Source organism: Marinimicrobium alkaliphilum (assembly GCF_003259155.1).
GTDB classification, from domain to species: domain Bacteria; phylum Pseudomonadota; class Gammaproteobacteria; order Pseudomonadales; family Cellvibrionaceae; genus Marinimicrobium_A; species Marinimicrobium_A alkaliphilum.
In genome coordinates, this window is the sequence record NZ_QGMQ01000005.1 from 298,005 (window position 1) to 323,249 (window position 25,245).

Below are 25,245 nucleotides of genomic sequence, written 5' to 3' on the forward strand. Positions count from 1 at the left end.
AGTCAGAATGACAACGATAAAGTCTGACGTCACACGATCAGGGATTTAAACGCCAACCACCAGGGAATGTACACCATGGCAACCATCTACCGTTTATTCTGTATCGCCGTTTTTCTGATGCTGCTCGCCGACCCGGCCAGGGCCACCGCCTGGACCGAATACCGGTCGACCAACTTCGCCATTCTCTCCGATCAGCCAGCTGATGTCGCCAAGTCCCTACTGCGGGAATTTGAGCAGTATCGCGCGGCCGTGTTGCAGTATATGCAGCTCGAAGACCGGCCCGAGAATCAGCGCATGCAGGTGCTCATGTATGCGGACAAAGATCAGTTTCAGGCGCTCACCGACAATCCGATGATTGGTGGCTTCTATGCCAACACCGACGCCGGGCCGCGCATGGTTGTAGGGCCGATGGACAATTTTCAGGACAGCTCGGTGGTGCTTTTCCACGAGTACGTGCACTACCTGCTGGCGGAACACAGCCAGATACGGTATCCGCGCTGGTACAACGAGGGCCTGTCCGAGGTGCTGGCCTCGATGGTGATCGAGGAGGATCGGGTGCTGCTCGGCGCGCTCCACCCCTGGCGTCGCCATTGGCTCAACGCCCCCGGCTGGCATCGTCTGGATGACCTGATGGCGCCGGACTACGAGTCGGAGCGCGCGCGTTATTGGATGCAGTTTTATGCATCGTCCTGGCTCACTGTGCACTACCTGGAGTTGGCGCCCCTGTTTGATGGCCCCGACTACAGCGCCCAAACCCGGGAATACCTGATGCTCTACAACCAGGGGGTGGACTCGCCGACGGCGTTTGAGCAGGCCTTTGATATGCCGTTGCGGGATATGGATCGCCAGATTCGGCGCTATCGGGCTAACCGGTTTACCCGGGTGCTCAGCTTGCCCGTCGCCCGTTACGAGGGGACGATTGACAAGCGGACACTGTCCGACAATGAGCGTCAGTTTGCCCTGGCGGACCTGCTCTGGCGCCTCGGCCAGGAGGAGCGCGCACGGGAATATTTGGCGGAGCTTGATGAGGAGCGGGCCGATGCTGCGCGGGGCTTGGCGTTGCGCGCGGTACTGGTCAATCATGCCGGCAACCTCACCGACGCCGAACGAGACCTGGCAAAGGCCCTGGCCCTCGACCCCGAGCACTTGCGGGTAAAGGCCAATGCCGCGCACTTTTACCATGACCGGCACGAGGCCGCGACCGAAGCGGGCTTTGAGGCACCCTACGCCAAGCGGGGCCTGACTTATGCTGATGCCGCGTTGGCGCAGGTGCCCGATGACACCGAAAGCCTTTACTACAAAGCGCTATTGCACAAGGCCGCCGGCCAGCCGCAAGAGGCCCTGCGGGCATTGATGGCCATTTATCAGCAGTTTCCCGCCAGCGTGACGGTAAACCTGCTGCTCGCCAACGACCTGATGGATCTGGAGCGCCCTGACCTGGCCGAACAGTTTGTCAGCAACGCCGAGCGCTATGGCCATTCGCCGGAAGAGCAGGAATCGGCCCAGGAAGCGCGAGCGCGCCTGACCTCGGCAGAGAATGAGTGAGTGTGGGGATCTATCGGCCGCGATTGCGCGTACTCTCTGCCGAACACACTTATTCAGCCAATGGCATGAGGTACTCAATGTTCAACCTGTTCAAAAGCGACCCCAGCAAGAAATTGCAGAAGGCCTATGAAGCCAAACTCGAGCAGGCGATGCAGAGCCAACGAAATGGCGACATCCGGCGCTACAGTGAACTGAGCGCTGAGGCCGATGTGATCTACAAGCAGTTGCAAGCGCTCAAGGCGGAGTAGTGGAACCAATGGATTCGCGCACACCGGTCAGTCGGGCCGAGATCGATGCCATGGACCCGCGCTTTCGGGTGCAGTTCATCAACTCACTGTCGGGTTTCAAGAGCCTGAACCTGGTGGGGACGGTCGACGCCGACGGGCGGGAAAATCTGGCCATTGTCAGTTCGGTGATTCACCTGGGCGCCAATCCGCCCCTGATGGCCATGGTGACCCGGCCCCGCTCCGTGGAGCGGCATACGGTAGACAACCTGATGGCCACCGGGGTATTTACTCTCAATCATGTGCGCCCGGATTTTGTCGAGGCCGCGCACCAGACCTCGGCGCGCTACCCCCGGGAGCAGTCGGAATTCGCCCAGGTGGGCCTGACGCCCTGGTACAGCGGCACCTTCCCGGCGCCCTACGTCGCCGAGAGTGCCCTGCGTATCGGCCTACGCTGGCGCGAGTCCAAGTTGATTGAACTGAACGATACCGAACTCATCATCGGCGAAATTGACGAAGTGCATCTGGATCAACAGGCCTGGCGGGATGACGGTTCGGTGGATCTCGAAGCCCTGGACTGACCGGCGCCCGCTTGCGGCGGTGGAGCCGATGCCCGACAATAGCGGCTCACTCATCGTCTACCTCTGTGTGACCCTATGGCCGGCCCCTTTCTTCCTCCACCGATTCTTCCGCGCAAGCTCAATAAATGTGAGCGCTGCGGTCAGCAGTACAGTAAAAAGGAAACACTGTGTCCCCACTGCGGCCATTTGACCGATCAGCAGGTCGCTCTGCTCAAGCAGGATCTCAAGGAGCGCCATGAGGGCAACGCCAATTTGGGCAAATTGTTTTTGGCCCTGGCGGCCATCATTGCCCTGGGCCTCCTGATCTTTATCTAGCGAAACGCGTCAGCTGCGCCCGGGTACGATCGGTGCCGGTCAGGAGGGTTTTGGTCGCGTCGTCGATACTGCCCATCTGGGCGTAGGCTTCCTGAGCTACTGCTTCAATGGCGGTGACGTGTTGATGGGTCTGCCGGTAGCGCTGCTCCAGCGCTGTGACGGTTTCATTGATGCGTTCGGTACCTTGCTGGGCGTCGGTGAGGCTGGTTTGCAACTCGGCAAATTCGGCGTGGGTACTGCCGATATGGTTGCGCGCCCGCTCCGCCTGTTCGTTGAGGCGGTCGGACTCGGCCCGGGTGTCCGCCACCAGCCGTTCCATGTCGTTGAGAAACCCGGAAATCTGTCCGGTGGCATCGTTGACCTTGGCCGCCAGGCTGCGCACCTCATCGGCGACCACCGCAAATCCGCGTCCGGCGTCTCCGGCCCGGGCCGCTTCGATGGCGGCGTTCAGAGCCAGCAGGTTGGTCTGATCGGAAAAGTTTTCCACCATACTCAGAATCTGGCGCACATCCTGCCCGTTCTTCTGCAGGCCCTCCACCGTGCCGCCAAAGGACGACAGCAGTTTGACGATGTCGGCGAGCTGGTCGGACAGGTGTTGTAGCTGGCGGTTGGCGGTGCCGGCTTTTTCAACGGTTGAGCGACTGACCTCACCCACCTCATCACTGGTGCGTACGATATCGCCCAGGTGACTCACAACCTCTTCGCTATCCTGACGAATCGCCCGGCTGCGGGTTTCGACATCCCGGAGCTGTAGGCGAGCACTCTGGGCGGTGCTGGCGACTTGTTGGTTGGTATCGCAGTTGTCCTGGGCGTTGCCGTGAATCCCGGCCAGCATCTCTGCCAACTGAGCGACAAACTGGTTGTACTCCTCGGACAGGGTGCGGAATTCGTCAAAGGTAAAGGCGGGCAATCGGTAATGGAGGTCGGCACCTTTGCGGTTGGCCTGGTGCAGGGCATCCACCAGGGCGTGTACCGGGCGCACGATCAGCATATAGAGGTAGAACAAGGTAAAGACGAAGGCCCCTGCACCGGCTGTGGCCAGCAGCCACCAGCGGCCATCGGCACCGTTCTCGGGGTAGGCCAGGGTCAAGGCCAGGCCAAAAAATACCGCCAGAAAGGCGATATTTCCGGTTAGTTTGCGGGCAAGGGTCCCGAAAAAGGTCTTTTCAATCCACTGGTACACGGCGATCACAGTCTCCATCGGGTCTCTCCCCTGCCCGCTCTGGGTGGGCGTTTATCGGATTGCTGGGCGGGTAAAAGTGTATCGGCTCGTGGCGTTAAAACCTTAATTTATGTCAACCCTCGGCTGATTTGCCCGCCCCAATTTCTGGACGCCTCGGGATTCACGGTCTAGGGTTTATGGCAGTGTTCCTCAAAAAAGGTGTTCCCGCCCATGCCGTGTAATGCGTTGTCACGCATGCCCTTCCGCCCCTTCTCATTCCTACTGCTGTCCGGTGCTCTTGCGCTGCTTGGTTGTTCTTCCGGTGCCGACGATGAAGCGGACAATGACTCCTCCTCTGCGACACCGGTCAGAGTGGCGCTGGCCGAGCGCGCCACCGTGGTGGAAACCGAGCGCTCCCTGGGCCGCAGCGAGGCCTTGTCCGACCCCTATGTTGCGGCCGAGGTCGGAGGCCGTGTCGTGCGCGTGCACAAGGATGTGGGCGACCGGGTCGACGCCGGGGATGTGCTAGCGGAGATAGAGCGCGAGCGCTACGAGTCGGCGCTCAGCGCGGCCGAGGCCGAGGTGGCGGCACTCGACGCAGAGCTGGAGCAGCTCCAGCGGGATCTGGAGCGCATGACCGAGGTAGCCGAGGGTGGCTACGTCAGTGATTCGGAGCTGGAGGGGGCACGCACCGAGCTGGAATCTGCGCGCGAACGCCGCGAGGCGGCGATGAGTGAGAGGGATGAGGCCCGGCGCCAGTTGCGCGAAACCGAGATCCGCGCCCCTTTTGCGGGTCGCGTCGACGCCCGCGAACTCTCTGAGGGTGACTCCCTGAGTGCGGGAGAGCCCGCTTTTCGCCTGGTGCCGGAGACCGCGGCACGGGTACGCTTACCGTTTCCCGAGCAGGTTATTGGGCGCCTGGCCGAGGGGATGCCCGCGCGCCTGCGCCGGCTCGACAGCGACGACGATTGGCTCGAGGGCGAGGTGACACGTTTGCGGCCGTCCGTGGATGAAGGCTCGGGCGGTGTCGCCGTGGTGGAGTTCGAAGCGCCTGAGACGTGGCCGCTGGGCGCGCTGCTCGAAGCACTGGTGGAGGTGGACCGGCGCGAGGGCGCGATCCAGGTGCCCGCCGGCAGTGTGGTGGATCGCCCGGGGCGGCAGGTCGTGTATGTGGTGCCTGGCGAAGGTGAGAACGCCGAGGTGGAAGAGCGGGAGGTGAGCACCGGCTACCACTCCGCGGACGTGATTGAAATACTCGACGGTGTCGATGCTGACGAACGGGTGGTGGTCGATGGCGCCGACTTTTTGAGCGACGGCACCGAGGTTCGGGTGCAGGAGGCCGACTGATATGACCCTGCCCGAGTTTTCCATCCGGCGCCATGTGATGGCGCTGATGATGAGTCTGGTGCTGGTGCTCTTCGGTATCATCGGTTACAACGATATTGGCAATGACCGGGTACCCAATGTCGATTTCCCCATCATCTCGGTTAACACGGCCCTGCCCGGTGCGGACCCCAGCACCGTCGAATCGAGCGTGACCCAGTTTATCGAGCGCGCGGTCAATACGGTGCCCGGGATCGACAATATCAATTCCACATCCTCGCCCAGCACCTCGGTGGTCAGTATCACCTTTGAGCTGGGTCGGGATATCGACACCGCCTTTGCCGAGGTTCAGACCCGGGTGAGCGAGGAGATCGCCAACCTCCCTGACGATGCCGAAGCACCCATTGTTGAAAAAGTCGAGGCCGATGCCCGACCGATCATGTGGTTGGTGCTCCAGGGCGATCGCACCGAGCAGCAACTGACGGAGCTGGCGCGCAACACGGTGCGCCCGCAGCTGGAACAGATTTCCGGTGTCGGTGAGGCCCGCCTGGGCGGTGGTCGCAATCGACGCATCCGCATCGAGCTGGATGTGGATGCCATGAACCGCGAGGCGGTCACCGTGCCCGAGGTTATGGCCGCACTCGAGCGCGAGCATGTGCTTGCCCCGGGCGGCTTTCTGGTGGGCGGGCGTCAGGAGCAGATGCTCAACCTGGATTTGGAATACAGCGACGTCGACGAGCTGGCGGAGCTGATAGTGGCCCGCAGCGATGAGCGCCTGGTGCGCCTGCGGGACGTCAGCGATGTGGTGGACGGGCTCTCGGACTATCGCCGCCTGGCACGCTTTAATGGCGAAGCCAGTGTCGGTCTGGGGGTGGTCAAAATTGCCGGCGCCAATACGGTCGAGATCATCGATGAGGTGCAGCGTCGGTTGGAGGCGGAGATCAAACCGCTGCTGCCTTCCGGCGTGGATATCCGTATCTCCTCCGATGAGTCGATTTTTATCCGCAGTATGATCGACAACCTCGAGCGCACCCTGTTGCTCGCTGTGTTATTGGCGGCCTTGGTCATGTGGCTGTTTCTCAAAAGTCTGCGCTCGACCTTTCTGATTGCTGCGTCCATTCCGGTGTCCCTGCTGGCGGTCACGGCGGTGATGTACTTCGCCGGCTATACCCTCAACTCCATGACCATGCTCGCCATTCTGTTGCTGATCGGCCTGGTGGTGGACGATGCCATCGTGGTTCTGGAAAACATCTGGCGCCACCGGGAAGGGGGCGAGAAAGACGCAAGAAAAGCCGCGGCCAAAGGCGCCAACGAAGTGTATACCGCCGTCATTGCGTCGTCCCTGTCTCTGATTGCCATCTTTGGTTCCGTGTTCTTTATGGAGGGGATGATCGGGCGCTTCTTCGAGTCCTTTGCCGTGGTGGTGGTCTTCGGGGTGGCGGTATCCACCTTTGTTGCCCTCACGCTCATACCCATGCTCTGCTCCCGCTACCTGAGTATTCCCGAATCTCACGGCAAGGTGTATCACGTCCTTGAGGGGGCGTTCCAGCGCCTGGACAATGGCTATCGACGGACCCTGGCGTTTGCCTTGCGCGGGCGAGCCAAAACCCTGCTCGCCTGCGGCGCGTTGTTGATCGCCAGCGGCCTGATTGTCACCCAGCTCGGCGGGGAGTTTGCGCCAGAGGAAGATGAAGGGCAGATCGTCGTCAATATGCGTGCGCCGCTTGGCTCTTCGATCGAGTATATGGATGAGAAGCTCGCCCAGGTGGAAGCGATTCTGGCGGAGCAGGATGAAGTGGAAAACTTTTTCGCTGCGATTGGTATTGGCGGAGGCGATGCAGTCAACGAGGCCATCAGTTTTGTGCGCCTCAAGCACTGGGATGAGCGCGGCACTTCACAGCAGGCGGTGATGGCGCGCCTCAACGACAAGTTTGCTGACATTCCCGGGGTGCGTATCTTCACTGCCAGTCCGGGGATGGTTGGTGGTCAGCGCGGCGAGCCGCTGCAGTTTTTCGTGCGCGGTCCCAGTCTCGATGATCTGGCCGGTGTGGCCGATGAATTCCTGAGTGAACTGCAGGCGCGTGAGGGAATGGGCAATATCGATATGGATCTGCGCCTGGAGCAGCCGGAACTGCGCCTGAATGTCGATCGCGAGCGTGCGCTCCTGGCAGGCCTGAGTACCGAGGAAATCGTGCAGACGGTGAACATTCTGATCGGCGGCTCGGATATCGCGCGCTACGATGATGATTTTGGGGGTGGCGAGCGCTTCCGCGTGCGCATGAAAGGTCGGGAAGACCAATTCACCCGGCCGGAAGATATCAACCGCATCTGGCTGCGCAATCCCGGCGGTGAGCGCATTCGGCTCGACAGCGTCGCCCGTTTTGACGCGGGGCGCGCGCCAGCGGTAATCAGCCGTTACGACCTGCAGTACGCCGCGCCATTTTATGTCAGTCCGGAGAAAAATCTTGGCGACGCGGTGGCATCGGTCAACGAAGTGGCCGATCAATTCTTGCCTGGGGGGTTCAATATCGCGCTGGCCGGACAGGCGGAAGAGTTGGGCCGAACGGTGAATGCCATAGTGTTTGTTTTTGTCGTGGCCGTGCTGCTTGTCTACATGGTGCTGGCGAGTCAGTTCAATTCCTTTTTGCAACCGCTGATTATCATGCTGGCGATGCCCTTGGCGATGATGGGTGCAGTTTTAGGCTTGTGGATTACCGGCAACACGCTCAATATTTTCTCGATGATTGGCATGGTGCTTTTGATTGGCGTGGTGACGAAGAACTCGATCCTGTTGATCGACCTCACCAACCAGTATCGACGCCATCGGGACATGAGCATTAATGAAGCATTGCAGTCAGCGTGTCCGGTGCGTTTGCGCCCGGTACTGATGACGTCACTGACGTTGATTCTGGCGATGATTCCGGCGGCCTTTGATAGCGGACCGGGTGGCCAGGGGAATAACGCATTGGCGGTAACGATCATCTTCGGCATGACGGTATCGACGGCCTTGACGCTGTTAGTGGTTCCGGCGGCCTACAGTCTGTTGGAGGGAGTGAAAGAAAAAAGGCGGGGGCCTGCTTAGCGCCCCCGCAATCTACCTACCGAGGATAATTGTTATTGGTTTTCGCCCCAGAGGGTTCTGAGCAGGTCAGCTTTACGCTCATCGAAGTCCAGCCAGGTGCCCCAGCCACCTTCGTTGGTTTCCGGCTCGTAAGCGTGGTTGTACAGGCCCCAGGTGTCTGTCGACTCCGGGTTGATTGACCAGTAGCAACCCTGCATATCATTTTCGACCATATAGTCGACCAGCATTTCCTGCCATTGCAGGTCAGTGCCCGGTGCCTGGTGACTCCACAGGTCTTGTTGGGCCTGGGGTGTTTCGAGCGGCCAATCGGCGTTACCGCCAAACTCACCGATCAAAATCGCGTAACCCTGACCAGCCAGATAGCCAAAGTGTTGATCCCAGCCGGCGCGCAGAGTGGCGGTATTCAACACAACGTTACAACCGGCTTCACCTGCGGCGTTCCCTTCAAGGCCTTCACACTCGGATTGGCTCGGATCCAGGAAGTGGTTCTGTACGAACACGGACGGCCCGTAGGTATGCGGTGAAATCACCAGGCGATCGCGGGGAATGTCGATCGGGTTCTCGCCAAAGGAGTAGAAGTTCTCCCCCCAGTTCGGGTTGTAGGCAGTATCTCCGTGGGGAACATGGGTGTCGTCGGAAAGCGTAGAGCCGATACCCTGAACGACGATGAGCGTGTCCTGGTTGACCTCGTTGATGGCCTCATAGGCGCGCTCAACCATGCCCTTCCACTGATCCCAGGTATAGTCCCAGGGTTCGTTAAAGATATCGATACCCAGGATGTTGTCGACGTCGAGATCGTGTTGCAGTTGAGCGATTTCACGCAGGTCGTTGAGCCACAACTCTTCGTTGTACTCGTGGACAACCACATCCGGTCCGACACCGTCGTAGCCGCAGGCATAGCCGTCACGGAAGAACTCATAACCGACACGCTCGGTATCAGCATAGGGCGGAGTGGCGTCCAGACGGCCGGCACGCCAACCCAGATAGTTGGAGCAGGAGTGAATACCAATAATCACCTGAATGTCGTTCTCGGCCGCTTGGACAATAAAGTCTTCCATCGCCTGACGGGCATTGTCCTGACGCACGGATTCGTGGTTTTTCAGAATGCCGTCGCCTGAGCTTTGCGGATCGTTCGGGTCGAGGGTCTGGGGTGAAATCGGGAGACGTACCACGTTGATGCCGAGATCCTTGATCTCATCCATGGTTTGCTGGATGGTCCGGCCAGTGCCTTGTCCGTCGTTGGCCCACCACATGTTCCCGACAAACAGCTCCATGGGAGCGCCGCCCGGGTTGTCCGGATCGTTCTCGGGCTCGTGGCGACCTTCAAGACCGAACCAGCTACCACACTGAACCGGCATCACGTCGCCGTTCTTGGTCACGTTACCACTTTCGTCGACACGGAAGACACCGGCAGTCGGTTCGCCGTTGCCATTACCATTGTCTCCGTTGCCGTTGCCGTTGCCGTTGCCGTTGCCGTTGCCATTTCCATTTCCATTGCCATTTCCGTTGCCGTTCCCATTGCCATTGTCAGCGCTGTCATCGCAGATATCGCCAGAGATGTCGGGAACTTCGGCGGTTCCACTGCTGTTGACTTGCATGCCAAACTCTACGGACTGGCCGGGCGCGATGGCACTGTTCCAGGTCAGGTTGGATGCGCTGTACGGGTTATTGCCCGAGAGGTTGGCATTCCAAAGGTTGGAAATGGTGTTGTTGTCGTAACCCCAGCTGACATCCCATCCGTTAATGGTCGAGCTGCCGGTGTTGGTCAAGCGAATGGTGGCGACGGCGCCGCTGCCCCAGTCGTCATTGACGATGTATTCGCACGACGCTGTCTGCGCAGAAGCGCTGTGACTGGCGAGCGCGATTCCTGCTGCCAGGAGTGACAACGCAAAAGGGTTTGCCTTCGATTTTTTGTCGAACATGGTGTTTTCTCCTTATTGGATATTTGTATGCGTACTGCCTAAAACGCACTCGCACCATAACAACCACAAGAAAATAAAAAGTGATCGCCTTCAAGTTGTGCGCGCAAGGAGCAACTATTTTTCAGGTTTGTGATTAGCTGCAAATCGAAAGGATTTAACATTGAAAGAGACGATCCAGGGTTTTGCAAAGAGATTGCTGTGCCAACCGAAAAGTATTCAACGACAGGTTTAAAATAACTTCCGCGCCATTCTGTCGTCGATACCAACACCGAAGGAAAATCACTTCGTTAAAATCATTTTTGTGGAAGAGTTGGCTGCCATGGGACGAAATGCTTGCGGCGAAATCCACTAACACACGTCATCTGTTTATCACACCGATAATGCCAACCCGCTTCGGGTTTTGATTCACACCGCAAAAAGCATTCGGGTCTTCGTGAACCAGTTAACGGGAGTGTCGTGGGCTAACACGGATAATCGGCGCGTCGCTCATGGCAGTGCGGGCGAGGTTTTGAATTCACAGTAAAATAATTGCAGGAGATCCCATTGTGATACATCACACCTTCAAAGCCGCCGCAGCGTTTGTGCTGAGTGCCGGGCTGATACACGCAGGGCCGGCCGATGCGCATTCCTACGGCGAGGCGTTACAGAAATCCATCTTGTTTTACGAAGCCCAGCAGGCGGGCCCACTCCCCGAGTGGAATCGCATCGCCTGGCGCGGCGACTCGGTTCCGGACGACGGCGCCGATGTCGGTGTCGATCTGCGCGGTGGCTGGTTCGACGCTGGCGATCATGTCAAATTCGGCTTTCCTATGGCAGCGACAACAACGCTATTGGCCTGGGGCGGCGTTGACTATCGCGAAGCCTATGAGGCCTCGGGCCAGTTGCCGCACTTGCTGAACAACCTCCGTTTCGTCAACGATTACTTTATCAATGCCCACGTCTCGCCCAACGAGTTTTACGGCCAGGTGGGGCTCGGGCACGAAGACCACGGCTTCTGGGGTCCGGCGGAAGTCGTTCACTTGAAGATCCCCAATTCCCGCGCGTCGATGAAAATTGATCTCGACTGTCCGGGTCCGGATCTCGCAGCGGAAACCGCCGCGGCTATGGCAGCGTCGTCCATGGTGTTCGAGCCGACGGACGCCACCTACGCACAGACCCTGATGAGTCACGCGGTCGATCTCTACGATTTTGCCGAGGCCACCACCGGTGAAGACGGCACCGACAACGCTTACTCCAACTGCATCACCGATGCACAATCCTTCTACAATTCGACCCACGGCGTGTACTGGGATGAGATGGCCTGGGGCGCAGTCTGGCTCTGGCGCGCTACCGGTGACGATCATTACCTGGATCGCGCACTCTATTACTACGACCTTATGGGTTTTGAAACCCAGAGTGACACGCCCGTGTACACCTGGTCACTGAGCTGGAACGACAAGGCTTACGGCGTCTACGTACTGCTCGCCGGCCTGCTTGGGGACGAGCGCTTTCACACAGATGCCCAGCGCTACCTGGATCACTGGAGCGTGGGCGATGGCCAGCGTACCGCCGCCGGTCTCGCCGTGGTCGACGGCTCAGGCTGGGGCGTCAACCGTTACGCCGCCAATCTGGCGTTCCTGGCCCTGCATTATGCCGACACTCTGGGGGAGGACCACTCGCTCTATAACCGCTATCACGCGTTTGGCAAACGCCAGATTGATTACATCCTCGGGGACAATCCGCTCAATCTCAGTTACCTGATTGGCTACGGCGACGACTACCCGATCAATGTTCATCATCGCGGCTCACACGGTTCCTGGGCGGATAGCCTGAGCGTGCCGGCGCAGCAGCGTCACGAACTGATCGGTGCCGTGGTGGCGGGCCCCGACGCGGACACCAACTACACGGAAGACCGCGGCGACTACATCATGAACGAAGTGGCCATCGACTATAACGCCGGCTTTACCGGTGCGGCTGCCGCACTGTACAGCCTGTACGGGGGTGATGCGCTGCCCGAGAGCGAATTCCCGCCGGCGGTGGATCCGCAGGACGATGAGTGGTTGATCGGCGCTTCGGTCAACAGTAGCGGCTCGCGTCACATGGAAATCCGCGCCGTTCTGCAAAACCGCACCACGACCCCGGCACAGGGTCGGGACGATCTCTACTTCCGCTACTTTTATGACCTGTCCGAACTCTACGATGCGGGCTACACCGTCAACGACGTGAACCTGACCACGGCCTTTTCTCAGGCCTCCTCGGTGACCGGGCTGCACGCCTGGGGTGATGGCTCATCGCACATTTACTATGCCGAAGTGAGCTTTGCGGGCGACTGGGTCTACCCCGGCGGTCAATCCGATCATCGTCGTGAAGTCCAGTTCCGCGCCGCGCTGCCGGATTCACTGCCCGCCGATGCGTGGGACCACAGCAATGATCCCTCCTGGGATCCCGCCTTCCAGAACCCCAGCCAGCAGTACGGCGCGCCCGCGACCGGCATGGCGCTCTACAGCAGTGAAGGCCTCTTGTGGGGGCAGGAGCCCGGCCAGGGCTGTGGCCCCGAGACCGGCATCAATTGTCCGCCCCAGGCTCAGGACCTGACGCTGAGCACTGACTACCAAACGCCTGTCGCTGTCGAGTTACAGGGCACTGACAGCGACGGCGTCGTAGTTGATTATGAGATTGTCAGCCAACCCGCCAATGGCAGCCTGAGTGGTGCGGGGGCCGAGCGCACTTACAGCCCCGAGAGCGGTTTTAGCGGTACCGACAAGTTCACTTACCGGGCCATTGATGACGACGGCGCAGCGTCCGAGCCGGCCACTGTGACCATTCAGGTGGGCCAGGCGGCGGTACCCAGTCTGAGCATCAGCGGCCCGGGTGTGGGCACCGTTTTTGCGCCGGAAGAGGGTTTTGAGCTGCACCTGAGCGTGAGCCATATTGACGCCCTGCGCGTGGATATTGATGGCACCGAGGTTGGCGAGTTTGAGGCCAGCCAGACCGTTCCGCTCACAGCGCCAGAGCAGGAAGGCGACTTTGTGGTGACCATGGAGGCGCTCGGTACCGAGGGCCAGACCCTGGGTATCAGCGACAGCCGTCAGTTCACGGTCGAGCTGGACTCTGATCCCGGTCCTGGACCCGGTGAGGGGCAGTGCACCTTCGCGATCCAGTCCGAATGGGGCGAGGGCTATGTGGGCGCCATCGTGATCAACAATGAGGGCAGCCAGGCGATAGACGGCTGGCAGGTCGAGTGGGCCTTCACCGACGGCTCGACCCTGTTGCATGTCTGGAACGCCGAGCTGAGCGGCTCCAATCCCTATACCGCCAGCCATCTGACCTGGAACCGGCGTATCGAACCGGGGCAGTCGGTGGAGTTTGGCTTCCAGGTGAGCAAGGGCAGTAGCGAGGCCCAGATCCCGGACGTTACCGGCGCGGTCTGCGAGTGAGTCTTGATCGCTAAAAAAACGGCCACCCGAGGGTGGCCGTTTTTTTGTCTGAAGGAACAGCGTCCGCGTTACTGACGAATCCCTTCTACATGCAGCTCCAGGTATACAGTGCGCGACTGCGGGCCCAGGTCGTAGTCCATGCCGAAGTCGGCCATGACAAACTCGGTGGTGCCTTTAAAACCGACACGCTGGCCGCCCCAGGGGTCTTCGCCTTCACCGACTTTTTCTGCGTCGATGGTGATTGAGCGGGTGGTGCCGTGCAGGGTCAGATCGCCCACAATGGTCAGCTCGTCGCCTTCACCGGCGTGGACCGCGGTGCTCACGAAAGTGGCGGTCGGGTAGCGCTCAACGTGCAGGAAGTCGTCGCTACGCAGGTGGCGATCGCGCTCGGAGTGGTTGCTGTCGACGCTGTTGGTGCGGATGTTGACGGTGATCTGGCTTTCTTCAGGCTTGTCGGCATCCCAGGTGAAGTCGCCGTCAAAGTCGTTGAAGCGGCCGGTCAGCCAGCTGAAGCCCAAGTGGTTGACCTTGAAGTTGATAAAGGCGTGAGCGCCATCGGTATCAATTTTGTAGTCGGCCGCGGTGGCCGGCAGTGCGACCAGGCCGATGGTTGCCAGTAACAGCGTTGCGAGTTGACGTTTCATGGTGGATCTCCAGTTTGTGTAAGTCGTCATGGTTGTTCGCGTCGTGCCGGCTTGATCATGCGCATGAGCGTGCGATCGCGCCAGACAAAATGGTGTATCAACGCGGCGATTCCGTGCAGGCTGGCCAGGACAATAATGCCCCAGGCACACCAAAAGTGGATCAGGCCCGCTCGGTCTACGCCGTCTGGCCCCAGACGGATCAATACCGGGAAGCGCATCAGATCGAATAGCCGTGCCGGCCTTCCGTCCGATGTCGTCATCAGATAACCGGTGATGATGACCGTAAATATCATTATGTAGAGCAGCAGTTGAACGGCTCCCGAACCCCAGATAACCGCGCGGCTATGCTCTGGAAGCGGTGCCGGCTTGCGCCAGTTGATCAGGCGCCAGAGCACTCGCGCCACCATCAGCAGCATCAGCGTGAGTCCAAGGCTGATGTGCAGCGGCGGACCTTTCTGATACCAGGCGTCGTAATAGCTCAGACCGACCATATACAGACCGAGTCCGAACAGACCCACCACCAAAATGGCGGTGATCCAGTGGAACAGAATGCTGACAAGGCCGTAGCCGGAGCGCTTATCGGTTAACATAACTTTACGTTATATCCAGGTTTTCTGTGGGTCGTCAAATGCTTCAAATCCAGATAAACCAAGGACTTGTCATGCAAACGTACCAGAGTTTTTGCCGAGGCAGCGTTAAGAATAGTAAAGCGATAGGTGGTCAGGCAGGGGGTGGTAGGTCTGATCGGGTCCGCTGCCTCGGCGGGGCAGCATTGATGGAGAATCGTGCCGTTTTGTCGGATTACGCCTTCGGCTAATCCGACCTACGGGATGCAGTGGAGGCTTGTCGGATTTGGCTGGCGCCATTGTCTGAGTAGGTCGGATTAGCCCGAAGGGCGTAATCCGACACTGAGGCACCCAAGCGGCGTTACTGACTACTTGGGCACCGGGCGGGTGCGACCGTTATCGTCGATGGCGACGTAGACAAACTCGCCCTCGGTGACCTTGCCGGCGTCGCCGTTGTGCCAATCCTTGATCCATACCTCGATCATGACCTTGATCGAGGTGCGGCCAATCTCAATACATTCAGCGTAGCAACTGATGGTGGCGCCCACCGGTACCGGGCGTAAAAATCCCATACTGCTGACCGCCACCGTGGTCACCCGCCCTTTGGCAATCTCCTGGGCGAGGATGGCGCCGCCCAGATCCATCTGGGACATCAGCCAACCGCCAAAGACATCCCCGTAGGGGTTGGTGTCTTTGGGCATCGACAGGGTCTGCAGGGTCAGCGTGCCATTGGGGGTGGGCTGATCGTCCAATCCATGCATGGCCATGGTGTGTTGCTCCTCGGGTACGACTTAAAGGAAGAAAGGGGCCCGCTATTGCAAGCCGCTCATACGTTGCTGGGCGCGCTCGCCCAGTTCGCCGCCGGCTTCGATCACCTCGCGGTAGTAGCTGACGGCTTCGTCCCGGGCGCCGCGCGCTTCGGCCAGTTCGCCCAAATGGTAACTGCCGAGTTGCGTGGGCAGCAGGCGGCGACTGGCGAGCAGGTCTTCTTCCGCCTGGCTTCGGTTGTCCGCGGCTTTGTGCAAAATACCCCGGTAAATATACGGGCGGAAAAATTCGGGATTGGCGCTAAGAGAGCGGTCAAAAGCGCTGATCGCCTCCGAACGTTCTTCTTTCTGCATGTGCAGTTGGCCTTTCAGTTCCCAGAAAAGATTTTCCCGGGGCTGATGGTCGATGGCGCGCTGCACCAGATTCATGGCCTCATCGTAGCCGCCTTCGTTGGCGGCCTTCAGGGCCTGATCATAGTTTTCGTAAGCGGGGGCGTCCTGGCGCAGCTGCGCGGTGGCTCGCTGGTAGGCTTCGCGATTGCGCTTGCCGCCGGGGTTTTGCTCGGCCAGCTCGCGATTGGCGCGCACCCGCTCCTGGGACGGCGGGTGACTCGCGAACAGTCCGTCGAGCCAGTTACTTTGGCGGCCTTCGGACAAGCGCACAAAGGTTTCCTGGAGCTCAACCGCCCCTTGAGGGTCGTAGCCGAGATCGAGCATATACTGCACGCCGTAGTAGTCGGCCTCCAGCTCGTGGCTGCGGCTGTAACGGGCCTGCCAGGCCATGGCTCCCACGCCCAGGGCGCCCACCGCCAGTGCGGCGTAATCGGATTCCCGGGTGGCCGCAGCGACCCCCGCCAGGGTCAGGGCGCCGGTCAGCAGCAGGTTGCGGCTGGCTTGGGTGGCGCTGTGGCGCGCGGCGGCATGCACCACTTCGTGCCCGAGCACCGAGGCCAGTTGGGCCTCATCTTCCAGGTGCATCAGCAGCCCCCGGTTAATCGCCATCTTGCCCCCGGGCATGGCCCAGGCATTGGGCACGCTGCTGTTCAGTACCACAATGTCGTAGGGTAGCCCCGGCCGACCGCTGACTTCGGCCAAGCTCAGGGTGATATCCCGGATATACACCTCCAGATCCGGGTCGACCACATAGCGCCCGCCCTGGGATTGCTGGCTGGGAACATAGTGTTGGCGGCCGATGGCGATTTCCTCTTCGGCGGACATCACTGAAAATTGGCGCTCCCCGGTGACCGGGTTGACCGCACAGCCGGCAGCGCCGACCGTGATCAATGCGCCGGCTACGAGTGTTTGAAATGTGTTCACGTTGCCCTCCTGGAGCTCAAGACCTTTATACTGTTGCCATTATAGAACAGACCACCCCTAAAACAGCGAGACTTGTGCATGAAAGCCCTGCAACATATCGAACTATTTGCCGGCATCGGTCCGGACGGAAAACCCTTTGTCGAGCGCCTGCGGGTGCGGGAGTTGGACAACGGCGATCTGCAACTGGTGCAATCCCCCGCGTTTATCAAGGGCGTGGCCAGTGGCGATATGATTCGCCTGGGCCCGGACAAGACCCAGTTTGAGCTGGTTCAGCGTAGCGGTAATCTGAGTATACGCGTGTTCAGCCGCGGCGATACCGCCGCCCTCGCGAACCAGCTGACCGGCGAGCTGGAAAAGCTCGGGGGTGAGCTGGATACCGAAACTCCGCGTATGCTGGTGTATAGCATCCACGTCAGTTGCGGCTTTCAGGCCATCGAAGCCATTCTCAACCGCATTGTCGGGCCGGATGAAGACAGCGCCTGGCTCTACGGCAACGTCTACGACCCCACCGACGGCACTACGCCTCTGAACTGGTGGCAGGATGTCCTGCAGCCGGAATAACGTCGAACGATATTTGGATTCAACGCTATGTTGCTACTGATTTCCCCCGCTAAGACTCTCGACTTCGAGACCCCGCCGGTGACCGACACATACAGTCAGGCGGATTTTTTACGTGAGTCCGAACAGTTGATTACGCAGTTGCGCCACCTGGCGCCCCAGGATATTTCCGACCTGATGGGCATCAGCGACAAGCTCGGTCAGCTCAATTACGATCGCTTTGCCCAGTGGCACGCCCCCTTTACGCCGGACAACGCCAAGCAGGCGGTGCTGGCGTTCAAGGGCGATGTCTATACCGGCCTTGATGCGGAAAACCTGTCCCCGAAAGCCCTGGCCTACGCGCAGGATCACCTGCGTATTCTGTCCGGCCTGTACGGTTTGTTGCGCCCGCTCGACCTGATTCAGCCCTACCGCCTGGAGATGGGCACCAAATTCGCCAACGACCGCGGCAAGGACCTGTACACCTTCTGGGGCGAGCAGATTACCGCCGCCATCAACGCGCAGCTGGCGGCGCTGGGCAGCCGGGAGTTGGTCAATCTGGCCTCCAATGAATACTTCAAAGCGGTCAAGCCCAAGCAGGTTGAGGCCGATATCATTACCCCGGTGTTCAAGGACCGGAAAAACGGCCAGTACAAGATCATCAGTTTCTACGCCAAAAAAGCCCGGGGCATGATGTCGGCCTGGGCGGCGAGGAAACAGGTCAAGAAGGCCCAAACCCTGAAAAACTTTGCCGATGGTGGCTATGCTTATAACGAAGACTTATCGAAAGGGAATACATGGGTGTATACCCGTGATAACGCGGACGAATAAGCCCCGATCGAGCATTAATTTATGCAAATTTTGCTGCCAACCTTCGGTGGTATCAGCTACCCTGTTTAATTAAAGAATAGAGAGCGCACTATGGCCATCCGCATCCTTGTCGTCGACGACGCCTCCTTCATCCGGGATATGGTGAAGAAGCACCTGCGCGAGCGGCTACCGGGGGTGGAGATCGCCGAGGCGGTGGACGGCCAGCGGGCTCTGGCGTTGATCAAGAAACAGAGTTTTGATCTGGTGCTCTCGGATTGGGAGATGCCGGGTATGGGCGGCGACGAGCTGTTGCGTGCGGTGCGCGAGCTCGAAGGCGCCGAAGACCTGCCCTTCGTCATGGTCACCAGCCGCGGCGATCGCAACCATGTGATCAAGGCGGTGGAAGCAGGTGTGTCCGACTACCTGACCAAGCCCTTCACGCCCGATGAGTTGCTGCGCAAGGTGTTCAAGCAACTGAAGGCGGCGGGTATCGACGTCGCACCCTCGGGGCGGCAGGGTGCCACTCAGGGGATTGCCTCGGCCTCGGTGGCGGCTTTGACGGGCAACCGCACCGCCGTTGAGTCGACCGCTGCTCCCACCGCCGCCCGCGGCAAGGGGCGGGCGCAGTTGCGTTTCAGTGCGCGCAAAGGTTCCGTGGGTTGCGTGGTGCGGGAGTTGTCGTTGCAGGCACTGAGCGGTCTCATCCAGCGCAGTCAGGATATTCCGACCGTCTTTGAGCAGGTCGTGGTCGACCTGGACCTGGGCGAAGGCAGCGAACCCGCGCGCATCAACGGTTATGTGCACAGTGTTCAGGCGGGCGAGCCCAAGCCCGGCAGTCAGGTGCTCAAGCTGGTCATTCGTTTTGTGGATAAGGACGCGAGCAAGTATGAAGCCTTGTCGCAATATATTGCCCAGATGTAACGTCGCTCTGAGGGGCGAAGCATGAGCTTCTGGCGTTTCGAGGCCGACCTCGCGGCGCTCGGCGATCCCCTGCATGCCCACCACGATCCCCTGATGGTGCTGCTCGCACCCTTGGTCGCCATTCTGGCGGCCTCGACGCTCCTGCCGGTGATCGAACGCTATCGCTCGAGCGGCTCCCGGCGGGTGCGCTTTTGGTGGTTGGCGGCGGGCGCGCTGGCCATGGGCTTCGGCGTGTGGGGTATGCACTTTACCGCCATGCTCGGCCATCGACTGCCGGTTGAGGTCGCCTACAGTCCCTGGATAACGCTTTTTTCTGTTGTGCCCGTCATGCTCGCGGCGGCGATCACCATCATGGCGTCGCGCAGTGGGCTTCAATGGCGCAAGCGCCTGTGGGTCGCAGCCGGTGCTCTTGCGTTGGGAATCGGCGCCATGCACTACAGCGGTATGGAAGCCCTTATTGCGCCGGTGGTCATGGTTTACCATCCGGGCCTGTTCCTCTTGTCGCTGCTGGTCGCTCTGGCGTTGGCGCGCTTGGCGTTGCATGCCAACGTCCGCTTGGCGTTGCGCGCCCGACGCTACTGGCTGGGTAATATCAGTGGCAGTGTGATTCTCGGTCTGGCGGTGACGGCCATGCATTATGTCGCCATGGCCGCGACCGATTTCTATCCGGATCCCGCCGCGGAGAGTTTTACAGGGACAGGTCTGGACGCCCGCCTGATGAGCATCCTGATTGCCCTCGCGGTGGCGATTATTGTCGGCCTGTTACTGATTGCGACCACCGTGGATCGACGCCTGGCCGAGATGAGTCGTTCGCTCAGCGTGAGTGAAAACCGCTTTCGGTTGCTGGCGGAAATCAGCAACAACGGTATCTTTTCGTTCGACAAACATTTTACCTATACCAACCCTGCCGTGAGTGAGATTACCGGCTATAGTCCGCGCGAGTTACAGACTATGGCGGTCGCCGAACTGTTTGGTGTCGACCCTCAAACGCTGAAAACCTTTTCCGGGCACGCCGACTTGTTGCGTGAGGTTGAGATCACGACGCGCACTGGTGAAAAGCGCTGGGTATACCTCACCATCACGCCGTTGGCGGATGATGACGGCGAAGCCTTCATGGGTAATATGTTTGATATCAGCGAGCGCATCCAGTTGGAACAGGAACTGCGCGAGCGCGCTTTTTTTGACGAAACCACCGGCCTACCCAATCGCAGTTATTTCATGGAGCAGGTGGAGCAACAGTTCGCGGTTGACAAGCGTTTTGGGGCGCTGTTGCTGATCAATCTGGACCACTTCAAACTGGTGAACGACAACTTTGGATTCGATGGTGGCGATCAGGTTTTGCGCATGGTAACCGAACGCCTGACCCAGCGACTCAAACCGCCGTTTGTGCTGGCCCGGGTAGGCGGTGACGAGTTTGGATTGCTGTTGGAAACCACCGATGACGAGTCGGGCGTGATGTCGCTGGTTCAGGACTTGCAGAACAGCTTTATCAAACCCTTCTTTATCGCGCAGAAAGAAGTCTTTGTGTCGATCAGTATCGGCATCGCCATGAGCGCCAAACGCTACACCAGCGCCAAGGAATTGTACCGCGACGCACACACGGCCATGCACACCGCCAAGCGACGAAACAAAGGCGGCAGTTGTGTGTTTGACACCGGCATGCAGCGACAGGCTCAGCAGCGTCTGCAGATGGAGACCGACCTGCGCCGGGCCATGGCCCGACGCGAATTGAGTCTTTACTACCAGCCGATCGTGGCGTTGCCCGACGGGCGCTGGCAGGGTTTCGAGGCGTTGCTGCGCTGGCGGCGCGACGACGGCAGTTTTGTGTCCCCCGCAGAATTTATTCCGGTGGCCGAAGAGAGCGGCCTGATCGGGTCCATCGGCAACTGGGTGATGGAAGCCGCGTGTCAGCAGATCGAGCAGTGGAATCGCGAGCTGCCGGTATTTGCCGAGCGCGGTTATATCAGTATCAACGTGTCATCGCTGCAATTTTTCCAGACCGATCTGCTTACCAATGTGACTTTTCTGTTGCACAGCCACGGTATCCGTCCGGGGCAACTGCGTCTCGAACTGACCGAAGGCATTCTGGTTGAGGACAGCCCGCAGCTGATTGAGCGGCTCAAAGAGCTGGACAGTCTCGGTTGTCCATTGATGCTCGACGATTTCGGTACCGGGTATTCGTCCCTCAGTTATTTGCACCGTTTCCCGATCTCGGTGATCAAGATCGATCAATCGTTTGTGCGCGAAATCATCCACAGCGACACCAATCGCCACCTGGTGCAGGCGATCATCTCCATGGCGCGCGCGCTGGAGTTGACGGTGGTCGCCGAGGGCATTGAAGAGGCCGATATCGGGGCGCTGTTGGCTCAGATGCAGTGCGACAGTGCACAGGGGTATTATTTTGCCCGGCCCATGCCGGTCGAGGATGCCATCCGTTATCTGCAAGCGTTGCCAGGGATCACGGCGAAGGCGGTGAATCGTGACTAAGAATGACAACAACTCTCAGCACCGCTATTGGTTGCAGCGCTGTATCGACCTGGCCGAGCAGCAGAGCCGCACGCCGGGGGGTGGCCCCTTTGCGGCCCTGGTGGTGCACGCCGGCGAGCTGGTGGCCGAAGGGGTCAATCAGGTCACCGGCAGCAATGACCCGACCGCCCATGCGGAGGTGGTGGCGATCCGCAATGCCTGCGCCCAGCGCAATGACTTTCAATTGGCCGGGTGCGTGCTCTACAGCAGCTGCGAGCCCTGCCCCATGTGCCTTGGGGCCATCTATTGGGCGCGCCCGGACGCGGTCTACTACGCCGCGACCCATGCCCAGGCAGCCAAGGCCGGGTTTGACGACAGTTTTATCTACGAACAGATTCCCCTGCCCGGCCCGGAGCGGTCAATCCCCTTCCATCCGGTGGCGCTGGACAGCGCCGAAGCGCCCTTCGATGCCTGGCTCGCTAATGGCGAACGCCGGGACTATTGATCCCTAAAACGGCCACCACTGGGTGGGGAACTGCCCTTTGCGCGCGAGTGCGGCCATATCCATACTCAACGCGACCCCCGCGTGCACCAATACCCCGCCCCAGATCGAACGCGATTGCAGCGCCAATATGCCCAGAAACAACCCGAACAGAATCGAGCCCGTGGCCTCCAGCCAGGGCTTGGGCAAATGAATCATCATATAGGGCACAATCATTACCCAGATGGCATTGGCACCCATGGCCGGGCGCAGGGCGTTGAGCATAAAGCCGCGAAAGAAAAACTCCAGCACCACAAACTGACTCATGTAGAGCAGCTGCCAACCGAGAAAGTCGACCCAGCTGCGCCCGGCGTGGACGTAGAAGGGATAGTGATCGACGAACTCGTCCCCCAGGCTCACCAGATAGACAAAAAACAGAATCGGCGTGAGCAACATGACATAGCCCAGCCAGTGGCGGTGGGTGTCGTTCCAGCGCCAACCCATATCCAGTGTCGAGGTCTTCAGCAGGTAGCGACACACCAGCCAGGGGATCAGCAAAAACGCGATTAAATGCCAGCCCGCCCACCAGGCGTTGACCACCATGGGGTACCAGCCAGCCTGGTGAATGGGCTGAATGTAATGATTGCCAGGCAGCTCCTGGAGCGTTGCCAGCCACTGCAGGAGGTTGTAAAAATTGCGCCCGAACTTGGCGTAATGGAGCAGCAATAGGCACACCGAAACACAGGCCAGAACAATCAGAATCCGGCGCAGGCTGGCCCGGCGATCCAGGGTCCAGGACTCGGGGCCGGCATCGATGCGATCGAGCGCAACAAGAATCTGGCGGGGATCGATAAAACGCAGTAACGACATGGTGGAGTTCCGTTTCTGTGACGGGCGTGGCATTTAAATCGTTATTTAGGCTGGCGTCAAACGCCGGAAGGTCACTATACTGTTCATTGACTGAGTTTGCAGCTGACAATAATCCTAATAGAGGCGCCGATGATGCAGCGTTGTTGTGCCATAAGGGCTCTGCTCCTGTGCGCTGGCTTGGCTTGGTGGGCCACGGCCAATGCCTCTATGGCAACGCCTCATCCCTGCGCCGATGGCGCGGATACCGCTAGCGCCCCGAACGACGCCCGTCTGCTGGTAACGGCGGAGCGAGAGATAAACGCGGGACGCGACCGCTACTTCCACGACCTGCTCCAATATATCCTCGAGCACACCGAGGATAGCTTCGGCGCCTGTACCCTTGAGTACACCAGCAACCCTCACGTCCGTCTGCCAGCCCTGATGGGCACAGAAGACTTCCGTGGCGTGGATGTTTTCTGGGGCGAAACCAGCCGCGAGCGCGAAACGCAGTTGTTACCGGTGCGTATTCCGCTGACCAAGGGCCTGGCCACCTATCGTCTGCTCCTGATCCGCCCGGAGGATCAAGCGCGTTTCTCAGACATCGAAACGTTCAACGATTTTGGAAGCCTGCGCGTCGGTGGCGACCCCCGCTGGCCAATCAGCCGGGCGTTTCAGGCGCAGGGCTTTGACATCGTATCCGCGCGCAATTTTGAATCCCGATTCCGCATGCTCCAGGCCGGACGTTTTGACTTTCTGGTGCGCAACGCCAGCGAAGTGTTAGCAGAGCTGGACGCCTACAAGGATATGAACATTGTCCTTGAGCGAGATCTGGTGTTTGTCTACCTTGCCCCCTATTACTTCTTTGTCGATCCAAGGTTTCCACAGCTTGCCGAGCGTTTGGCCACAGGGCTGGAGGCAATGCACGCCAGCGGTGCGTTTGACGCGCGGTTTTTTGCCTATCCGACCATTCGCGACGCATTGGCACAGTTGAACCTGAATCAGCGACGGCCGATCCTGATTCCCCATCCGGACATGCCCGACCAGACGCCGTACCAGACCCGCAATTATTGGCACCTGCCCACCCGGGGTGTTCACCCCTGGGAGTTTGACGACGAGGTCGTCGACGATTTGTAGGGTAGCAACGTCTGTGCCTCGGCATGATACGCGGCCACCGCGTGAGCCTCTTCGCGCATAAACTGGCGAATCGGTTCCGCAAACTCGGGTGCGCGCAGCCAGTGATTTGACCAGGTGGCGACCGGCTCGAAGCCGCGCGCAATTTTGTGTTCGCCCTGGGCGCCGCCGTCAAAGCGCTTTAGCCCGCGGGCAATGCAAAAGTCGATGCCCTGGTAATAACAGGTTTCAAAATGCAGGCCATTGAACTCGTCGAGACACCCCCAGTAGCGCCCGTAGAGCGTATCGCGGTCGAAAAAGTAGAGCGCCGCGGCCACGGGTTGATCACCTGACAGCGCAGTCACCATCAAGCTCTGATCGGCACAGGTTTCTCCCAGACGGCGAAAGCAATCGCCGGTCAAATAACCGCCGTGACCACTGCGTTTGAGGTAGGTCATCTGGTAGAACACATGAAACCGCTGCCAGTCTTCGGGGCCCAGCTCGGCCCCGGTCTGCCAGCGAAAACGCAGCCCTTGCGCCTCAACCCCCTGACGTTCCTTGCGCAGATTCTTGCGCTTGCGCGACGCCAGTTGCGCGAGGAACTCGTCAAAATCCCGATAGCCCCGGTTGTGCCAGTGGAACTGGCAGCCGTGGCGCTGCGCTGCGCCCTGGGTGGCGAGCGCTCGGCTCAGGCTGGGGTCGGGAAACAGGCAATGCCAGCCCGACAATCCCAGGCGTTCGCACTCGTCGGTCAGAGCTCTTGCGACGCCGTCGGCATAGTCTTCCGGCGCCGCCGCGCCACACAGCAGGCGCGGCCCGACGCAGGGGGTAAAAGGAATGGCGTTGACCAGTTTGGGGTAATAGTCCAGACCGAAGCGCTGGTAAGCGTCCGCCCAACTCCAGTCGAACACATACTCGCCGTAGGAATGCTGTTTGAGGTACAGGGGCAGCGCCACGGTGGCATCGCCCTGAGCGCTTCGACCGATCAGGTGGTGCGGTTGCCAGCCGCGCTCGGCGCTGGTGCTGCCACTGTCCTCCAGCGCGGCCAGGAACCGGTGCCGGGTAAAAGGGTAGTCATCGGGGCAGAGGCGATCCCACTGCGCGGGGCTGAGGGCGTGAATAGTGTCGACAAATTCCCAGTGCATAGTGCCTGTGTCTCTCGGGTCCGAGTCTCAGTATACGCACAAACATCGGCCCCGGGTCTCTC

The 25,245-nt window shown here is 59.8% G+C and carries 21 protein-coding genes; 13 read left to right on the top strand and 8 right to left on the bottom strand.

What is annotated here, in order from left to right; all coding sequences use genetic code 11:
• Positions 1 to 75: 75 nt before the first annotated feature.
• The 4 genes from DKW72_RS10410 to DKW72_RS10425 all read left to right on the top strand — a co-directional run bounded on the left by DKW72_RS10410 (position 76) and on the right by DKW72_RS10425 (position 2,665).
• Positions 76 to 1,545 (top strand): tetratricopeptide repeat protein, encoded by a 1,470-nt coding sequence (locus DKW72_RS10410; RefSeq protein ID WP_111642289.1) that lies wholly within the window; start codon positions 76 to 78, stop codon positions 1,543 to 1,545.
• Between the two features lie 77 nt (positions 1,546 to 1,622).
• Positions 1,623 to 1,793, top strand: a complete 171-nt coding sequence (locus DKW72_RS10415; protein ID WP_111642290.1) for a DUF6435 family protein — start codon at positions 1,623 to 1,625, stop codon at positions 1,791 to 1,793.
• An 8-nt stretch (positions 1,794 to 1,801) separates the two neighbouring features.
• Positions 1,802 to 2,350, top strand: a complete 549-nt coding sequence (locus DKW72_RS10420; RefSeq protein WP_111642291.1) for a flavin reductase family protein — start codon at positions 1,802 to 1,804, stop codon at positions 2,348 to 2,350.
• A gap of 75 nt (positions 2,351 to 2,425) precedes the next feature.
• Complete coding sequence (locus DKW72_RS10425; RefSeq protein ID WP_111642292.1) at positions 2,426 to 2,665, top strand: hypothetical protein; 240 nt, start codon at positions 2,426 to 2,428, stop codon at positions 2,663 to 2,665.
• Here DKW72_RS10425 and DKW72_RS10430 read toward each other — a convergent pair.
• Positions 2,658 to 3,866, bottom strand: a complete 1,209-nt coding sequence (locus DKW72_RS10430; protein WP_111642293.1) for a methyl-accepting chemotaxis protein — start codon at positions 3,864 to 3,866, stop codon at positions 2,658 to 2,660. The two genes, DKW72_RS10425 and DKW72_RS10430, sit on opposite strands and share 8 nt — an antisense overlap.
• 192 nt (positions 3,867 to 4,058) lie before the next feature.
• Between DKW72_RS10430 and DKW72_RS10435 the strand changes: the two genes are divergently transcribed.
• Both DKW72_RS10435 and DKW72_RS10440 read left to right on the top strand, forming a co-directional pair.
• Positions 4,059 to 5,174: an efflux RND transporter periplasmic adaptor subunit gene (locus tag DKW72_RS10435; RefSeq protein WP_111642294.1), complete on the top strand. Its 1,116-nt coding sequence runs from the start codon at positions 4,059 to 4,061 to the stop codon at positions 5,172 to 5,174.
• A 1-nt stretch (position 5,175) separates the two neighbouring features.
• On the top strand, positions 5,176 to 8,232 hold the full coding sequence (locus DKW72_RS10440) for an efflux RND transporter permease subunit (protein ID WP_111642295.1): 3,057 nt from the start codon (positions 5,176 to 5,178) through the stop codon (positions 8,230 to 8,232).
• A 32-nt stretch (positions 8,233 to 8,264) separates the two neighbouring features.
• Here the strand turns inward: DKW72_RS10440 and DKW72_RS10445 are convergent, their stop codons facing one another.
• Positions 8,265 to 10,154, bottom strand: coding sequence for a cellulase family glycosylhydrolase (locus tag DKW72_RS10445; protein WP_111642296.1), 1,890 nt, complete (start codon positions 10,152 to 10,154; stop codon positions 8,265 to 8,267).
• Between the two features lie 545 nt (positions 10,155 to 10,699).
• Between DKW72_RS10445 and DKW72_RS10450 the strand changes: the two genes are divergently transcribed.
• Positions 10,700 to 13,570: a glycoside hydrolase family 9 protein gene (locus tag DKW72_RS10450; protein ID WP_232522373.1), complete on the top strand. Its 2,871-nt coding sequence runs from the start codon at positions 10,700 to 10,702 to the stop codon at positions 13,568 to 13,570.
• Positions 13,571 to 13,638: 68 nt separating this feature from the next.
• Here the strand turns inward: DKW72_RS10450 and DKW72_RS10455 are convergent, their stop codons facing one another.
• The 4 genes from DKW72_RS10455 to DKW72_RS10470 form a co-directional block, all read right to left on the bottom strand.
• On the bottom strand, positions 13,639 to 14,214 hold the full coding sequence (locus tag DKW72_RS10455; RefSeq protein WP_111642297.1) for a YceI family protein: 576 nt from the start codon (positions 14,212 to 14,214) through the stop codon (positions 13,639 to 13,641).
• Positions 14,215 to 14,240: 26 nt separating this feature from the next.
• The gene (locus DKW72_RS10460; protein WP_111642298.1) at positions 14,241 to 14,804 is read right to left on the bottom strand and encodes a cytochrome b; all 564 of its coding nucleotides are present in this window, start codon (positions 14,802 to 14,804) and stop codon (positions 14,241 to 14,243) included.
• Between the two features lie 344 nt (positions 14,805 to 15,148).
• Positions 15,149 to 15,547: an acyl-CoA thioester hydrolase YciA gene (yciA, locus tag DKW72_RS10465; RefSeq protein ID WP_408631107.1), complete on the bottom strand. Its 399-nt coding sequence runs from the start codon at positions 15,545 to 15,547 to the stop codon at positions 15,149 to 15,151.
• 45 nt (positions 15,548 to 15,592) lie between these two features.
• Entirely contained in the window at positions 15,593 to 16,864 is a 1,272-nt protein-coding gene (locus DKW72_RS10470; RefSeq protein WP_232522374.1) for a M48 family metalloprotease, read from the bottom strand.
• Between the two features lie 72 nt (positions 16,865 to 16,936).
• Here DKW72_RS10470 and DKW72_RS10475 point away from each other — a divergent pair, with 72 nt between their 5' ends.
• The 5 genes from DKW72_RS10475 (at position 16,937) to DKW72_RS10495 (ending at position 22,103) form a co-directional block, all read left to right on the top strand.
• Positions 16,937 to 17,425 carry a DUF4265 domain-containing protein gene (locus DKW72_RS10475; RefSeq protein ID WP_111642299.1) on the top strand — a complete coding sequence of 163 codons (489 nt, stop codon included), beginning with the start codon at positions 16,937 to 16,939 and terminating at the stop codon, positions 17,423 to 17,425.
• Between the two features lie 27 nt (positions 17,426 to 17,452).
• Entirely contained in the window at positions 17,453 to 18,232 is a 780-nt protein-coding gene (gene yaaA, locus DKW72_RS10480) for a peroxide stress protein YaaA (protein ID WP_111642300.1), read from the top strand.
• 90 nt (positions 18,233 to 18,322) lie between these two features.
• A complete protein-coding gene (locus tag DKW72_RS10485; RefSeq protein WP_111642301.1) occupies positions 18,323 to 19,132 on the top strand; it encodes a response regulator in 810 nt (269 codons plus the stop codon).
• A 21-nt stretch (positions 19,133 to 19,153) separates the two neighbouring features.
• On the top strand, positions 19,154 to 21,619 hold the full coding sequence (locus DKW72_RS10490) for an EAL domain-containing protein (RefSeq protein WP_111642302.1): 2,466 nt from the start codon (positions 19,154 to 19,156) through the stop codon (positions 21,617 to 21,619).
• Positions 21,612 to 22,103 (top strand): nucleoside deaminase, encoded by a 492-nt coding sequence (locus DKW72_RS10495; RefSeq protein ID WP_111642303.1) that lies wholly within the window; start codon positions 21,612 to 21,614, stop codon positions 22,101 to 22,103. The genes DKW72_RS10490 and DKW72_RS10495 overlap by 8 nt, the downstream gene beginning before the upstream one ends.
• Before the next feature lie 3 nt (positions 22,104 to 22,106).
• Here DKW72_RS10495 and DKW72_RS10500 read toward each other — a convergent pair whose 3' ends face one another.
• Positions 22,107 to 22,949, bottom strand: coding sequence for a CPBP family intramembrane glutamic endopeptidase (locus DKW72_RS10500; RefSeq protein WP_111642304.1), 843 nt, complete (start codon positions 22,947 to 22,949; stop codon positions 22,107 to 22,109).
• Positions 22,950 to 23,078: 129 nt separating this feature from the next.
• Between DKW72_RS10500 and DKW72_RS10505 the strand changes: the two genes are divergently transcribed.
• Positions 23,079 to 24,062 carry a transporter substrate-binding domain-containing protein gene (locus DKW72_RS10505; RefSeq protein WP_111642305.1) on the top strand — a complete coding sequence of 328 codons (984 nt, stop codon included), beginning with the start codon at positions 23,079 to 23,081 and terminating at the stop codon, positions 24,060 to 24,062.
• Here DKW72_RS10505 and DKW72_RS10510 read toward each other — a convergent pair.
• Positions 24,020 to 25,183: a GNAT family N-acetyltransferase gene (locus DKW72_RS10510; RefSeq protein WP_111642306.1), complete on the bottom strand. Its 1,164-nt coding sequence runs from the start codon at positions 25,181 to 25,183 to the stop codon at positions 24,020 to 24,022. The two genes, DKW72_RS10505 and DKW72_RS10510, sit on opposite strands and share 43 nt — an antisense overlap.
• Positions 25,184 to 25,245: the final 62 nt, after the last annotated feature.

Excerpts from the sequence above, each read along its gene's own strand:
- DKW72_RS10415 (WP_111642290.1), top strand. The coding sequence starts at position 1,623 with ATGTTCAACCTGTTCAAAAGCGACCCCAGCAAGAAATTGCAGAAGGCC.
- DKW72_RS10490 (WP_111642302.1), top strand. The coding sequence starts at position 19,154 with ATGAGCTTCTGGCGTTTCGAGGCCGACCTCGCGGCGCTCGGCGATCCC.
- DKW72_RS10500 (WP_111642304.1), bottom strand. The coding sequence starts at position 22,949 with ATGTCGTTACTGCGTTTTATCGATCCCCGCCAGATTCTTGTTGCGCTC.
- DKW72_RS10420 (WP_111642291.1), top strand. The coding sequence starts at position 1,802 with ATGGATTCGCGCACACCGGTCAGTCGGGCCGAGATCGATGCCATGGAC.
- DKW72_RS10460 (WP_111642298.1), bottom strand. The coding sequence starts at position 14,804 with ATGTTAACCGATAAGCGCTCCGGCTACGGCCTTGTCAGCATTCTGTTC.
- DKW72_RS10425 (WP_111642292.1), top strand. The coding sequence starts at position 2,426 with ATGGCCGGCCCCTTTCTTCCTCCACCGATTCTTCCGCGCAAGCTCAAT.
- DKW72_RS10410 (WP_111642289.1), top strand. The coding sequence starts at position 76 with ATGGCAACCATCTACCGTTTATTCTGTATCGCCGTTTTTCTGATGCTG.
- DKW72_RS10440 (WP_111642295.1), top strand. The coding sequence starts at position 5,176 with ATGACCCTGCCCGAGTTTTCCATCCGGCGCCATGTGATGGCGCTGATG.
- DKW72_RS10445 (WP_111642296.1), bottom strand. The coding sequence starts at position 10,154 with ATGTTCGACAAAAAATCGAAGGCAAACCCTTTTGCGTTGTCACTCCTG.
- DKW72_RS10485 (WP_111642301.1), top strand. The coding sequence starts at position 18,323 with ATGGCCATCCGCATCCTTGTCGTCGACGACGCCTCCTTCATCCGGGAT.
- DKW72_RS10455 (WP_111642297.1), bottom strand. The coding sequence starts at position 14,214 with ATGAAACGTCAACTCGCAACGCTGTTACTGGCAACCATCGGCCTGGTC.
- DKW72_RS10435 (WP_111642294.1), top strand. The coding sequence starts at position 4,059 with ATGCCGTGTAATGCGTTGTCACGCATGCCCTTCCGCCCCTTCTCATTC.
- yciA (WP_408631107.1), bottom strand. The coding sequence starts at position 15,547 with ATGGCCATGCATGGATTGGACGATCAGCCCACCCCCAATGGCACGCTG.
- DKW72_RS10505 (WP_111642305.1), top strand. The coding sequence starts at position 23,079 with ATGATGCAGCGTTGTTGTGCCATAAGGGCTCTGCTCCTGTGCGCTGGC.
- DKW72_RS10510 (WP_111642306.1), bottom strand. The coding sequence starts at position 25,183 with ATGCACTGGGAATTTGTCGACACTATTCACGCCCTCAGCCCCGCGCAG.
- DKW72_RS10430 (WP_111642293.1), bottom strand. The coding sequence starts at position 3,866 with ATGGAGACTGTGATCGCCGTGTACCAGTGGATTGAAAAGACCTTTTTC.
- yaaA (WP_111642300.1), top strand. The coding sequence starts at position 17,453 with ATGTTGCTACTGATTTCCCCCGCTAAGACTCTCGACTTCGAGACCCCG.